Source organism: Rhizobium mayense (assembly GCF_030272705.1).
GTDB classification, from domain to species: Bacteria; Pseudomonadota; Alphaproteobacteria; order Rhizobiales; family Rhizobiaceae; genus Rhizobium; species Rhizobium mayense.
Genome location: NZ_JARFYM010000010.1, coordinates 87,223 through 100,335 on the forward strand (window position 1 = coordinate 87,223; position 13,113 = coordinate 100,335).

General features: G+C 60.0%; 15 protein-coding genes, 1 tRNA gene and 1 pseudogene. 8 read left to right on the forward strand and 9 right to left on the reverse strand.

The window, feature by feature from the left end:
• Positions 1–5 precede the first annotated feature (5 nt).
• Together PY649_RS14430 and PY649_RS14435 are read right to left on the reverse strand one after the other, a co-directional pair.
• Entirely contained in the window at positions 6–530 is a 525-nt protein-coding gene (locus PY649_RS14430; protein ID WP_285869161.1) for a GNAT family N-acetyltransferase, read from the reverse strand.
• A gap of 18 nt (positions 531–548) precedes the next feature.
• Positions 549–1,118 (reverse strand): helix-turn-helix domain-containing protein, encoded by a 570-nt coding sequence (locus PY649_RS14435; RefSeq protein ID WP_285869163.1) that lies wholly within the window; start codon positions 1,116–1,118, stop codon positions 549–551.
• Between the two features lie 128 nt (positions 1,119–1,246).
• Here PY649_RS14435 and tenA point away from each other — a divergent pair, with 128 nt between their 5' ends.
• The 4 genes from tenA to PY649_RS14455 all read left to right on the forward strand — a co-directional run bounded on the left by tenA (position 1,247) and on the right by PY649_RS14455 (position 4,442).
• Positions 1,247–1,945 (forward strand): thiaminase II, encoded by a 699-nt coding sequence (gene tenA / locus PY649_RS14440; RefSeq protein WP_285869164.1) that lies wholly within the window; start codon positions 1,247–1,249, stop codon positions 1,943–1,945.
• An 85-nt stretch (positions 1,946–2,030) separates the two neighbouring features.
• Positions 2,031–3,854: a translation elongation factor 4 gene (gene lepA / locus PY649_RS14445; RefSeq protein ID WP_285869165.1), complete on the forward strand. Its 1,824-nt coding sequence runs from the start codon at positions 2,031–2,033 to the stop codon at positions 3,852–3,854.
• A 58-nt stretch (positions 3,855–3,912) separates the two neighbouring features.
• On the forward strand, positions 3,913–4,143 hold the full coding sequence (locus PY649_RS14450; RefSeq protein ID WP_285869166.1) for a type II toxin-antitoxin system CcdA family antitoxin: 231 nt from the start codon (positions 3,913–3,915) through the stop codon (positions 4,141–4,143).
• Positions 4,143–4,442, forward strand: a complete 300-nt coding sequence (locus PY649_RS14455; RefSeq protein WP_285869167.1) for a CcdB family protein — start codon at positions 4,143–4,145, stop codon at positions 4,440–4,442. The genes PY649_RS14450 and PY649_RS14455 overlap by 1 nt, the downstream gene beginning before the upstream one ends.
• A gap of 2 nt (positions 4,443–4,444) precedes the next feature.
• On the opposite strand, the gene PY649_RS14460 is transcribed toward PY649_RS14455, so the two are convergent.
• Both PY649_RS14460 and PY649_RS14465 read right to left on the reverse strand, forming a co-directional pair.
• Positions 4,445–4,900, reverse strand: coding sequence for a GFA family protein (locus tag PY649_RS14460; RefSeq protein ID WP_285869168.1), 456 nt, complete (start codon positions 4,898–4,900; stop codon positions 4,445–4,447).
• 271 nt (positions 4,901–5,171) lie between these two features.
• Positions 5,172–5,867: pseudogene (locus PY649_RS14465) on the reverse strand (type 1 glutamine amidotransferase); the annotation flags it as partial.
• 123 nt (positions 5,868–5,990) lie between these two features.
• On the opposite strand from PY649_RS14465, the gene PY649_RS14470 reads away from it, so the two are divergent.
• Positions 5,991–6,284, forward strand: a complete 294-nt coding sequence (locus PY649_RS14470) for an Rdx family protein (RefSeq protein WP_285869170.1) — start codon at positions 5,991–5,993, stop codon at positions 6,282–6,284.
• Positions 6,285–6,381: 97 nt separating this feature from the next.
• On the opposite strand, the gene PY649_RS14475 is transcribed toward PY649_RS14470, so the two are convergent.
• Complete coding sequence (locus tag PY649_RS14475) at positions 6,382–6,519, reverse strand: hypothetical protein (protein WP_285869171.1); 138 nt, start codon at positions 6,517–6,519, stop codon at positions 6,382–6,384.
• A gap of 154 nt (positions 6,520–6,673) precedes the next feature.
• Positions 6,674–7,102, reverse strand: a complete 429-nt coding sequence (locus PY649_RS14480) for a BA14K family protein (protein WP_285869172.1) — start codon at positions 7,100–7,102, stop codon at positions 6,674–6,676.
• A gap of 181 nt (positions 7,103–7,283) precedes the next feature.
• Here PY649_RS14480 and PY649_RS14485 point away from each other — a divergent pair, with 181 nt between their 5' ends.
• Complete coding sequence (locus PY649_RS14485; protein WP_285869418.1) at positions 7,284–8,705, forward strand: phosphomannomutase; 1,422 nt, start codon at positions 7,284–7,286, stop codon at positions 8,703–8,705.
• A gap of 92 nt (positions 8,706–8,797) precedes the next feature.
• Positions 8,798–8,882, forward strand: a tRNA-Leu gene (locus PY649_RS14490).
• Positions 8,883–9,306: 424 nt separating this feature from the next.
• Here the strand turns inward: PY649_RS14490 and PY649_RS14495 are convergent.
• Positions 9,307–10,317 carry a COG3904 family protein gene (locus PY649_RS14495; RefSeq protein WP_285869173.1) on the reverse strand — a complete coding sequence of 337 codons (1,011 nt, stop codon included), beginning with the start codon at positions 10,315–10,317 and terminating at the stop codon, positions 9,307–9,309.
• Positions 10,318–10,448: 131 nt separating this feature from the next.
• Complete coding sequence (locus tag PY649_RS14500) at positions 10,449–10,733, reverse strand: hypothetical protein (RefSeq protein WP_285869174.1); 285 nt, start codon at positions 10,731–10,733, stop codon at positions 10,449–10,451.
• A gap of 52 nt (positions 10,734–10,785) precedes the next feature.
• Here PY649_RS14500 and PY649_RS14505 point away from each other — a divergent pair, with 52 nt between their 5' ends.
• The gene (locus tag PY649_RS14505) at positions 10,786–11,052 is read left to right on the forward strand and encodes a hypothetical protein (RefSeq protein WP_285869175.1); all 267 of its coding nucleotides are present in this window, start codon (positions 10,786–10,788) and stop codon (positions 11,050–11,052) included.
• 131 nt (positions 11,053–11,183) lie between these two features.
• Here PY649_RS14505 and PY649_RS14510 read toward each other — a convergent pair whose 3' ends face one another.
• Positions 11,184–13,103, reverse strand: a complete 1,920-nt coding sequence (locus PY649_RS14510) for a beta-N-acetylhexosaminidase (RefSeq protein ID WP_285869176.1) — start codon at positions 13,101–13,103, stop codon at positions 11,184–11,186.
• Positions 13,104–13,113: the final 10 nt, after the last annotated feature.

The window sequence follows — 13,113 nt, forward strand, 5'->3', positions numbered from 1 at the left end:
CTTTATTAGTCGGCTACTATTCTCTTGTAGAACAGGGTCGTGTCGCAAAGGCCGCCCTCCGGCCACATCGCATAGTCGGGAATGACGCCGACGCGCTGCCAGCCGAGACGGGGATAGATGGCTTCGGCTTCGCTGCCGGTTGCCGTGTCGAGCACCAGCAAAGTCTTGCCGCGTTTGGCTGCCTCGTGCTCCGCAGCAGCCATCAGCAGCCGGGCAAGCCCCCTGCCCCGCGCCGAGCGACGCACCAGCAACTTCTTCAGATCGCCGCGATGGGGTTGGTTCGGCATCTGCGCTGCGCCGATCTGCACGGTGCCGGCGATTTTGCCCTCCACTTCGGCGACAAAGAGCAGCGTGGCGTCGTCAGCCACGGCTTCGGCCACCCCACGCCAGTAGGTTTCAGCATCGGCAGGCGTGTAGGGCTGCATGAAGCCGATCGAGGCGCCGCCATTGACGCAATCGGCAAGCACTTCGCAAAGACCCGGAATAGCGGTGCGAGCTTCGGGGGCGGAGAGAAGGCGGATAGTCGACATGATGGTCCTCTAGCTTGTTCAACGGCCGCCGCGATCCAGCACGACGCAATAGCGTGCCGGCGCATGGCCCGGATTGTGAAAGACGTGGCCGTCACCAACAGGCATGAAGAGACAGTCACCGGGCTTCAGGCGATATGAGGTTTCGCCGACAGTCATTTCCAACTCGCCGTCGAAGAGCCAGACGTGCTGAGTCATGCCGCGGCTCGCCGGATGTGGCGGAAAGCTGACCCGTGCCCCAGCAGGAAACTCGACATCTACTATATCGACATCCGAGGCGGTCCTGGGTGGAGAGACGGCGCGGCGCACATAGCCGGTTTCGGGATCGCGCCAGACTTGCTGCTCCTGCCGGCGCGAAAGCGGTGAAGCCTTCTGCCCTTCCTCGGCGAAAAATTCCGACAGCGACAGGCCGAGCGCTGCGCAGACCCGCGCCAAAAGAGAAGCTGTCGGGCTTGCTTCGGCGCGTTCGATGCGAGAGATCATGGCGCGGCTGACACCGGACGCTGAAGCGAGATCATCCAGCGTGAGGCTCCTTTCCAGCCGCAGCGCACGGATGCGAATGCCGATCGCCTGTTCGAGTTCCAGTTCCATCTTTCGATCCATTCTTCTACTATAAGAGAAATACAGGATCCGATGATGGAATCAAGCCCTCGTGAGCAGCCTTGCTTTCACGATTACTCCGTCGATATATGGCGGTGCATTCAAGAGCGGAGAGTAGCATGGACGGCGTCAGGCAAGGCACCGAGACGGCGGAGAGCTTCACAGCTGCCGCCTGGGACCGCATCAAACCAATCATGGCCGAAATCGAGCGATTGCCGCTGCTGGAACGGCTTTCGGACGGCACGCTGCCGCCAGAGGTTTTCCGCCATTATATCCTGCAGGATGCGATCTATCTGAAGCACTATGCTCGCTGCCTCGCCATCGTCGCCGCCAAGGCGCCCGACAATGCGCAGGTGCTGCGTTTCCTCGGTTCGGCGCAGAAGGCGATCACCGTCGAGCAGGGCCTGCATGCCGGCTTCCTGACTCAGTTCGGCATTTCGAGCGCGGATGTGACCGCTGCCGAGCCGTCGCCGGCCTGCTTCGCCTATACAAATTTCCTTCTGGCGACCGCCTATCACAGCTCCTATGCCGTTGCGCTTTCGGCTGTCCTGCCGTGCTTTTGGATCTACTGGCATGTCGGCGAAGGCATCAAAAGCAAGCCGGCGATCGAGGGCAATGTGTTCCAGGCCTGGATCAATACCTATGGCGATCCGCAATTCGCTGCCGGCGCCCGGGAAGTCATCGCACTGACCGACATCGCGGCCCGTGCAGCCTCGGCGACAGAGCGCCAGCAGATGAGCGACGCTTTCGCGCGTGCCTCCCAATATGAATGGATGTTCTGGGATTCGGCCTGGCGGCTGGAGAAGTGGCCGGTCTGACGCATGCTCCCGGACTGAAAAATAGCGTAAACGGCGGGATAATTACCGCTTTGCGACGCGGGGCGGCGCTGCTATATGCTCGCGCATGAGCACCAATTCCACCACTCCGCTTTCGCATATCCGCAATTTCTCGATCGTGGCCCATATCGACCACGGCAAATCGACGCTGGCCGATCGTCTGATCCAGACGACGGGCGGCCTTGCCGAGCGCGAAATGTCCGAGCAGGTGCTGGACAACATGGAGATCGAGCGCGAGCGCGGCATCACCATCAAGGCCCAGACCGTGCGCCTGCACTACAAGGCGAACAACGGCGAGACCTATATCCTGAACCTGATCGACACACCCGGACACGTCGACTTCGCCTACGAAGTCTCGCGCTCGCTGTCGGCCTGCGAGGGTTCGCTTCTGGTCGTCGACGCATCGCAGGGTGTCGAAGCGCAGACGCTCGCCAACGTCTATCAGGCGATCGACAACAATCATGAGCTCGTCACCGTGCTCAACAAGATCGACCTGCCGGCGGCCGAACCGGACCGCATCAAGGAACAGATCGAGGAAGTGATCGGCATCGACGCGTCCGACGCGGTGTTGATTTCGGCCAAGACCGGCCTCGGCATTCCCGACGTTCTCGAAGCCATCGTCCACAAGCTGCCGGCGCCGAAAAGCCCGGGCGGCGAAAAGGCGCCGCTGAAGGCGCTGCTGGTCGATAGCTGGTACGACACCTATCTCGGCGTCATGGTTCTCGTGCGCATCATCGACGGTGTTTTGACCAAGGGCCAGACCATCCGAATGATGGGCACGGATGCGAAGTACCAGATCGAACGCGTCGGCGTCCTGACGCCGAAGATGGTCGCCGTTGACAGCCTCGGCCCTGGCGAGATCGGCTTCATCACCGCCTCGATCAAGGAAGTGGCCGACACCCGCGTCGGCGATACCATCACCGAGGACAAGCGCCCGACCGCCGAGCCGCTGCCGGGCTTCAAGCCGGCGCAGCCGGTCGTGTTCTGCGGCCTCTTCCCGGTCGATGCCGCTGATTTCGAAGACCTCCGCTCGGCCATGGGCAAGCTGCGCCTCAACGATGCCAGCTTCTCCTTCGAAATGGAATCGTCTGCCGCTCTCGGCTTCGGCTTCCGCTGCGGCTTCCTCGGACTCCTGCACCTGGAAATCATCCAGGAGCGCCTAGAACGCGAATTCAATCTCGACCTGATCGCGACGGCGCCCTCGGTCGTCTATCAGCTCACCATGACCGACGGCACCGAGATCGAGCTGCACAATCCGGCCGACATGCCCGACGTGGTCAAAATTTCCGAATTCCGCGAGCCATGGATCAAGGCAACGATCCTGACGCCGGACGATTATCTCGGCTCGATCCTGAAGCTCTGCCAGGACCGCCGCGGCATTCAGACCGAGCTGACCTATGTCGGCAACCGCGCCATGATCACCTACGACCTGCCGCTCAACGAAGTCGTCTTCGATTTCTACGATCGCCTGAAGTCGATCTCGAAAGGCTATGCTTCCTTCGACTACAGCCTGACCGATTATCGCGAGAGCGATCTCGTCAAGATGTCGATCCTCGTCAATGCCGAGCCGGTGGACGCGCTCTCCATGCTCGTGCACCGCTCCGCCGCCGAAAAGCGCGGCCGCGTCATGTGCGAAAAGCTGAAGGATCTGATCCCGCAGCACATGTTCCAGATCCCCATCCAGGCCGCAATCGGCGGGCGCATCATCGCCCGCGAGACGGTGAAGGCGCTGCGCAAGGACGTGACCGCCAAGTGCTACGGCGGCGACGCCACCCGCAAGCGCAAGCTGCTGGACAAGCAGAAGGAAGGCAAGAAGCGCATGCGGCAGTTCGGCAAGGTCGAAATCCCGCAGGAAGCCTTCATTGCCGCGCTGAAGATGGGGGATGAGTGAGGGCTTCTCAATAAAGAATTATGCGCATATACTTTGCGCATGATTTGAGGAACGTCCTATGGCCCAAACGACGCGAAAAGCCGCAAACTTGTCTCTCGACGAGAGCCTTGTCGCAGATGCCCGCGAATTGAAAATCAATATTTCGCGTGCGGCCGAAGATGGCATAGCGCGCGCCATCAAGGCTGAGCGCGAGCGCCTATGGCTTATGGAAAATGCTGAGGCAATCGAACAAGCCAATGCCTATGTTGAAAAACATGGCCTGCCGTTTGGAAAGTATCGGCAGTTCTGATGGCAAGATTCCATGTCTATGGCCTAAAGCAAAGTCGAGCTCTCGCGCTGGATCTTCAGTCTGACTTGTTAGAGAGGCTGAGCACACGGATGATGGCGCCTCTGCTTCGCGCAGAAGATGTGTCGACGCCAATGGCAAAGCTCAATCCGCAATTCACTATCGCTGGCAAGCCTTACATCATGGCGACGCAACTGATGGCAGCAATACCGCTTACCGAAATCGGGGAGTTGATCACCGATCTGAGTTCGCACGGCGATCAGATTACCGCAGCGACGGACTTTCTTTTCCAAGGCTTCTGACCTCAGTTCTGCGCCATAAATTCCTTGATCAGCCCCTCATATTCATTCATCTCCGGCAGCGCGGCATAGCTGTGAACCGCCGGGGTCGTCACCCAGGGCAACTTTTCTCTCGTCCAGGTCTCGACGAACGGCGTGAACCAGCGGGGATCGTCGAGCATGGTCGGGCGCAGGTTCACGAACCAGTCGAAGCCCTCCAGGCGCGTAAACATCCAGGTCATGCAGTATGGGCAAAAATAGTGTTTCAGGTTTTCGTCGTGCATGCCGCCGATGACGGGTTCACCCTCGGTGACTTCGAAACCTTCGCTCGGAATGGCAACGCTCAACGAATAGGCGCTGGAGGACATATGCTGGCAGCCGGTGCAGTGGCAGGCCATGGTCAATAGCGGCTTAGCGCTGATCTTCAGTCGCACCTGCCCGCAACGGCATCCGCCTTCCCAAGGCAATTCTGGCTGCGTCATGATCTCGTCTCCTTCGATTTGCAATAATTAACTAGAGCCGGACGACTAGCCGTCGAGTCGATCTCTGCTCCAGTTATTTAACCAGCCGCCGGAGGTGAGAGCGCGAAGCACAACGGTTACACGCCTGTTAGACGCAATTTCATTGCGACTGAACATCCGCCCGTCGCCGCGCCTCGGCGAGAACTTCGCGAAGATCACGCTCACTAAGACCACTTTCCAAGCCCTCGTCGATTACCTTTCGCAGACGCGCGATGCTTGTCGCCTCAGCGCCGATCGTCCTCACCCAGCCCCGTGCGATCGCCAGCCCGGCGGTCTCCGCCGCGGGCGCATGCTGCGCGGCGATCTCGACATAGCGCTCCAGCCAGCCGGGTTCGTTGCGTTCGATCGATGCCTTGAATTCCGTCCGCCAGCCTTCGACCACGGCGGCATTGGCCTCGAAATGGAACTGGGTGCCATAGGCGGCGCGGCCGATGCGGAAGGCCTGGTTCCTGGTCGTCGCGTTGGTCGCGAGGTGCACTGCGCCGGCGGGCAGCGAAAACGTGTCGGAGTGCCATTGGAAGATGGTGAAATCGTCGGCGAGACCGGACAGCAACGGATCGGCCTTGCCCTCCTCGGTGACGCCGACCGTTTTCCAGCCGAATTCATGGGTTGCGCCGATGAGGTTTTCGGCCTCATAGGCGCGCGCCAGAATCTGGCTGCCGAGGCAGATGCCGAGCACGGCCTTGTCCGCCTCTTCGAAGCGGCGCATCAGTTGCGCCAGCTCCGGCAGATAGGGATGGATCTCGTCGTCAAGCGCATTCTGCTCGCCGCCGAGCACGACCAACGCATCATGCGCCGTTACGTCCTTCGGAAGCCTCTCGCCATCCCACGCACGGAACCACTCGATCTCCGCTCCCGCTTCTTCCAGCGCGATGCCAAGGGCGCCAAGCGGCGTGTTTTTCATGTTTTCGACGACCGCGACCCGCATCCTGTTGATTCCCGAAAATTTATCCGGGCAAAGATGAGCATGAGTGGATCAACGGCGCAAGAGCCCCGCTTGCGGCCGATTAAAGTTGAGCCTAAATGTCAGCAAACAACGAGGAACCCGACGATGACCGATAAGCCGCGGATCACCATTCTCTATTGCACGCAATGCAACTGGCTGCTGCGCGCCGGCTGGATGGCGCAGGAACTGCTGCAGACCTTCAGCGACAGCCTGGGCGAAGTGGCGCTGATCCCCGGCACCGGCGGCAACTTCGAAATCCGCATCGACGGCGAACTGCTGTGGGAGCGCAAGCGCGATGGCGGCTTTCCCGGCCCGAAGGAGTTGAAGCAGCGGGTGCGCGACGTCATCGATCCCGACCGCGATCTCGGCCATACGGACCGCGGATCGCTGGAGAGCTGACTGCACCACTCACCGGCGAACCTCGGGGCCGCGCCGGCTGACATTGCACCGACTGACATATCCGGAAGGCGCGGCCCGCTGGCGCGCCTTAGCCCTGTCATTTGTCTTTCCTGCCAAGGCTCACCGTGCTTGCAGCCTGCCTGACCTGAGAGCCCGGCTGCTGCTTTACGGCGACGATCTTGTCCTTCTTGGGTTTTCGCACCTCGCGATGACTTCTTATTTGACCCTTTGCCATGGTGGGCTCCTTCCTTCGCGCGCGACCATATGGAAGCGGCGACACTTTAGGGACTGCTCAAGTTGCGCGAAAATCAAGCGAATATTTTCGAAAATACCAATAGACACGGCAAATGGATGCGCTCTGCTCTGAAACGGGCGCCTGAAGCGCCTGCTTAATTGTAAGGTGAGCGGCAGGTCTGGAACCCATGGTTAAGCGTCGTGTAGAGATTGGTGCCGGGATTGTAGCTCCGATGATGTTCGGAGCACCAGATCTGATGGCGGGTGCGATTATTGACTGGCGCCTGAAAGTCGGTTCTTGGCGGGACATAATTGGTGCGCGGCGGGATAACGACGCGGGGATCATCAAAGCGATTCGGATTGCCGAGGGTCCGCGGCGTATTCGGGAGCGGATAGCCGGGCGGCCGATACCATTGCTGCGATCCGAAGCCGAAACAGCCGCGATTGTCGCAAACAGTGGGCCCAACCCTGGGGGGAGGGAGGCCGATCTTCGGGCTATTCGAGGCCGCATTGGCGAAATCCGGTGGGGACAGCAAAACGAGGCTGACGACACAGCCGAACGCGATCTTGCCGAAAACAGTCATGACAGACTCCTGTTGTTGATCATAGCGACCCAACCCGCGGCTTCGCTCTATATTTGGGCCTTCACCGGACGTAAAACCAGAGTTGCGATGGGAGATATCGGCCGTCATCGATCGGTTGATCCTTTTCCTCGCTTGTTCCATAAGAGGCGCAACCTTTCCGAGGAGATTGCACGTGAGCAGCTTGAAATTTGGAACCAGCGGCCTTCGCGGCCTGTCCGTCGATCTCGTAGGACGGGCGTCTGCCCTCTATGCCACGGCCTTTGCCCGCCACCTTTTGAAAAGCGGCCATGCGCAGCCCGGCGATCTCATCCTGGTCGGCCGCGATTATCGCGAATCCAGCCCGGCAATCTCGGCCACCTGCATCGGCGCGCTGAAACGTGCCGGCCTGACACCGCTCGATTGCGGCACGGTGCCGACGCCGGCGCTAGCGCTTTACGGACTGGAGCTCAAGGCCGCTTCGCTGATGATCACCGGCTCGCATATTCCGGCCGACCGCAACGGCATCAAATTCTACCGGCCGGACGGCGAAATCGACAAGCAGGACGAGCTGGCGATAAGCGCCGAAGCTGCTGACATCGGCGACGCCAGCCTGGATGAGACGCCCGGCACTGGTGAGAATCGAACGGCGGAGACCGAGGCGCTGTTCTTCGAGCGCAATACCGCCCTGCTGCCCGCCGACAGCCTCGCCGGCCTCACCATCGGCGTCTATCAGCACAGCACGGTGGCGCGCGAGCTGCTCGGCCTGGTGCTGGTGCATTATGGAGCGCGCGTCGTGCCGCTCGGCCGCTCCGAAAGCTTCATTCCCGTCGATACGGAGGCGGTCTCGGCGGAAACCATCCGCCTGCTGAAGAGCTGGACGCCGGAGCATGAGCTGGACGCGATCGTCTCCGCCGACGGCGACGGCGACCGGCCGCTTGTCTCCGATGAAACCGGCGAGCCGCTGCGCGGAGATCTGCTCGGCCTCATCGCCGCGAATTTCCTGGGCGCGGAGGTCGTGGTGACACCGGTCACCTCCAATTCCGGCATCGAAGCCGCCGGTTCCTACGCCGTCACCCGCACCCGCGTCGGCTCGCCCTATGTCATCGCCGGCATGGATGAGGCGCTGGCGGCCGGCAAGGCTAATGTGATGGGTTTCGAAGCCAATGGCGGCACGCTGACGGCAAGCCGCTTCATCATCGAGGGACAGCCGATACGCGCGCTGCCGACCCGCGACAGCTTCCTGCCGATCCTCGCGACGCTTTACGCCGCCGCGCTTGCAAGACAATCACTGTCGACCGTCGCCGCCAACTACCGCCTGCCCTTCGCCGCCGCCGACCGGCTGGAGAATTTTCCGGTCGAAACCAGTGCGGCGCTGATGGCTTATCTGCGCGCCTCCGACGCCAACCTCACCGACTTCCTGGCGCCGGTCGCCGGGGTGGCGTCAAAGAGCGACATCGACGGGCTGCGGGTGACGCTGGCGGACGGCCGAATCATCCATTTCCGTCCCTCCGGCAATGCGCCGGAGATGCGCTGCTATGTCGAAGCGGCGGATGAAAACGAAGCAAAGGCCTTGCTGGAACAGGGACTTGACCTCATCCGGGTGTGGGCGGCGGCCCGGGGCTGACCCGGGCTTCAACCGCTTTTTTTCAGATTGCCACGAAAACTTCAAAAACCCTGTTGACACCGGAGAGCCACCCCCTTACATGCGTGTCCGTCGCCCAGATGGCGGAATTGGTAGACGCGCAGGTTTCAGGTACCTGTGCCGCGAGGCGTGGAGGTTCGAGTCCTCTTCTGGGCACCATTTCCTTTTGAACGTATTGATTACGTTCAACTTCCTGATACCACTAGGTCTTTCGCTCACTCGCTGCTATATGCGGGTGGAACGTATATGTTTGTCTGAATGGCTCGACCGATGCGGCCGCAAAGGCTCGTATTGCGAAGGATGTCCTCGGTAAAGCCGTTGACGTATCCTCCGATTCATCAAGATCGGGGGCACGTCCGTCACAAACTTGACTGGAGTCGGCCTGGTTGCGGCGGAGCCTGCTCATGCAGAGATGCCAGGCTCACTATCGGCGTTTTTTGACCTAACTGCCCTAGATAGCTTCGATTCCGTCAAAGCGGCAACCTCGCTGACCAATTGCAGAGCCTATGCCTGCCATGAATGGAACGTATGCGAAGCAACAAGGGTTATAACGAGCTGCTGAGCCTTTATGGCTCCCGGCGGCCTATTTGGACCCGATGTGGTAAAGCCCCTTCAACATAGATCCCCCGCCCTCCGTGGACATTGCAGCGATCCCTAGGAATATCTCGGCATCTTCACTCGCTCGGACACGAATACCAATGCTCGTTGCGTCGGTTAGAACTTTCGCCTCCTCGTCAGAGAGCTTGATCATGAACATAATGTAAATGCCGGTGGGTGACCTCAAGCATCTATCAGTTACGTCAATTCGAACATCCTCGCCGTTGGCTATGATCTCAACTAGGCCAAAGGTCATCAACTCGCGCTCGTGCCCCATTGCCTCTACCAAAGCGGCAAAGGAAAAGCCGTCAGACTTTGCGTAAATCACCATGACTTTGCCATGCCCAAATAGCGAGTCCCGCTGACCTCGAACCCACATAGCGTCCTGATGCACCTCCACGCCCCACGCTGCAGGAGTTTCCCCGTCAGTCACCACTTTCAGGGCTCGCAACTGGTCTCCTGTAACGAGTTGCAGATCGTGTCCTGACGCCATGGCAGAGAGTTCAAGAAATGCCGCAGGTATATCCATGTCTTCAATGTATCGTGCGATGGCAGCAGACAGCCTCTGGGACTTCTCTAGGTTATGGGGGGAGGGATTCTTGAATGAGAATTGATGGACGCCAAACTCGGATTCGGGATCGAAGTAACGGAGTCGACCCCCAAGAAAGATAAGGGTGGCGGCGCTCAAACACTTCCCAGGAGTGAATTTTCTGGGAATGAGATATTCGCCAACCTCCTGATGGTCCAAAGTATATGTGCCAACAGATGTGGAGAACGACGCGTCCCGTATTAACCGGCCAATCCCCATTGCAGCTTCAACGTCTCCTCCACTCGAATTAAGGTAAACGCTGATTCTGGGAGGTGGTGCAGAACGCTCTAGAAACTGGCGAAACTTGATGTCATCGCCTTCGATAATCTTCCCGAAGAGATTGATGCTAAAGTAACCACCTAATGCTCGCTCCAGATCCGTTTGAGGCTCGGAATATTCGAACTGCATTAGTCTCTCCTAGCGATTCCAAAGGTGATGCTAACGAGATTCGACTAACGTGAGTAGTCGAATCAAGCCCATGGGCTTAGATCTATCCTTGATAACGTACCGCAGTTTCATACGTGGCCGTGACCAGCCTCTCAGTCCCTCGGCATCATTCCAATCATCAGCATGTTCCCTTGCCTATTGCCGCACCCCTGGCAGACCAACTTGTTTGCCAGTGACCCTACCTTCCTGTCGCCGCCAAAACGTCTGGCCATCTCGTAGCGGTCGACATGCACGGTCCTGTGGCAAGTCGAGCAAACGGCATTCAGTTCGTACCATTGCGGCAGACTTCCAAGCGTACGCTGGTAATCATCATGCCCGATGGGCAGCAGCGATATGCCTTTGCGGTGTCTCATTTCGTGCGTCGTGCCGTGGCTCATTGACTCTCCTGGCAGTTAGAACATAAAGGGAACAACAAGGAGTCACAAGCTAATGATTCGATTTGCACCGCAGGCAGCCCAAATCGCTACCCCGTTGAAGGCCATCAAGGAAAGTCCGGCGGTCGAACCCGCAAAGGTGACCGACGAAGGCAAGGAGATCGCTGAAATTGGAATGCTGCTTGCCGAGCTTCCGGAGGTTTCCGCTCCCGCTCCGTCCAAGACCAACAGCTCCCATCAGAGCGCCAAGGCCCGTTCGCCCAGGAAGCCGAAGGCCAAGCCAGACGCTACGGCAGCCATGCAACTCGATTTGAACGCATAGGCTCTTCCTGCGTAAGAAAAACTCCGGAGATTTCCGCTCGGCAGTTTGTCAGATCAAATGGGATGATTTTTGAGAGGAAGCCACGCACTGCCTGCAATGCGGCAGGCAATGCATGGCTTTGGAAATCACGCCTATAGAGAGGGGCTGAGCGGCACAATCACCGCAAACCGTTCCCAGTTCTTCCCGGCCTTCGGAGTCCAGGCGGCTTCGGCGATCGCCGGCAGTCTGGGGAAGACCAGGCGATTGAAATAGGCGCGGGAGAGGAAATTCTCTTGCCAGATGCAGGCCTGCACGCCCTTCATCCGGTCCTTCAATTCCTCGGGGAACTCGCCTTCCGCCTCATAGGCGTAGGTAAGCGCCGGCGGCACGGTGCCGGCCCAGCTCGCGCCCGGCTCCTGCCAGGCTTCCGCCTGCACCATGTCGAGATAATAGGCCTGGCCGGGGGTCATCACGACATCATAGCCTTCGCGCGCCAGCTCGATGCCGACCTCGGGCTTTTCCCAGGCCATCAGCAGCGTGTCTTCAGTGGCGACGCCGCCGCCATGAGCGACTTCGTTCCAGCCGGCGAGCTTACGGCCGCGCGCCGTCAACAGCGCCTTCACCCGCTTCAGGAAATAGGATTGCAGCGCGAAAGTGCCGGATATGCCCTCCCGCTCCATCAGCCTGCGCGCGAGCGGCGAGGCAAGCCAGGAACCGTTGGCGACCTCGTCGCCGCCGATATGGATATATTGCGAGGGGAACAGCTCGACCATTTCGTCGAACACTTTCCCGAGGAAGTCATAGGTCGGCTCCACGGCCGGGTTGAGGGCATTGTTCGGATAGCCCTGGACCGAATGATAGCTCTCCGGCGCCTCCTGCCCGTCGGCCAGATCCGGCAGGGCGATGAGGGCGGCCGTGCTGTGGCCGGGAATATCGATTTCCGGCACGACCTCGACGCCAAGCGCCAGGGCATGGGCGACGATCTCCCGGACATCCTCATGCGAATAGAAGCCATCCACCGGCTCGGCGCCGTTTCCGAGTTGCGGCAGCAGGGGTTCGTCGGGGCCGCGCAGCACGCCGGTCGAGGTTAGCTGCGGATAGGCCTTGATCTCCAGCCGCCAGGCCTCGTCGTCGGTCAAATGCCAATGGAAGATGTTGAGCTTCAGCCAGGCGAGGATATCGATCAGCCGCTTCACATTCTCCTTGGGATGGAATTGCCGGGAGACGTCGAGGTGGCAGCCGCGCCACCCGTAACGCGGTTGGTCGGAAATTGTGCCGGCGATTGGAAACCGGAATTTGCCGGGTTCGCGCCGCGCGCCATCCAGAAGCTGCGCCAGCGTCGTCAAACCATAAAGGCGACCGGCGTCAGTGGAATAGGCAAGCGTGATCTCGTCGGCCGAGAAGGTCAGCTCATAGGCCTCCTTGGGGAGAGCCGGCCGCTCGACGAAGCGCAGGCGCCTGCCCTGCGGCGCGGCGATGAGGCTGAACGGCGCGTGATTGGCAGGAAACAGGCGCTGGAAGAGCGCCTGCGCCGTCGCAACCGCCTTCAGGCTGGCAGTATCGGTTCCCTTGGCGGGATAGAGCACGACCGGAAAGCCTTCGCCCGGCCAGGCATCGATCGTCGCCGGCCAGGGCTGAATGGCGAAGGGGAGATCGAGCCTGCCTTCCGGCAACAATACCGGCGGCGGCTCGCTGACACGGCCTTCGAGCAGGAGATCGGAGACCGAAAGGTTGATGTGGCGGCCGTCTGCGAGCGTCAGATAGGCGGACTTGGCGCCATCGGTGCAATGTTTCGCCACCCGGTTCAGACCGCTGACGCTGAAGGTCCAGCTTTCGCCTGACGAAATGGTGAGGCCGGCAGGCGGGGCGAATTCATGAAAATTGGCGTTGCGTCGCAGGAAGACTGCATTATCGCAAGCCTTGGGATCGATGACGCGCGTCAAGGAGGTATAGACGAGGCTGAAACCGGTGAGCGGCGCATCCGACAGATTGATCAGCGTAAAGGTCAGGCGGCCATTCGGTCCGCCATCGGGAGACCAGGTGTTTTCGAGATGATAGGAAGCCGGCTGCATATCTATTCCC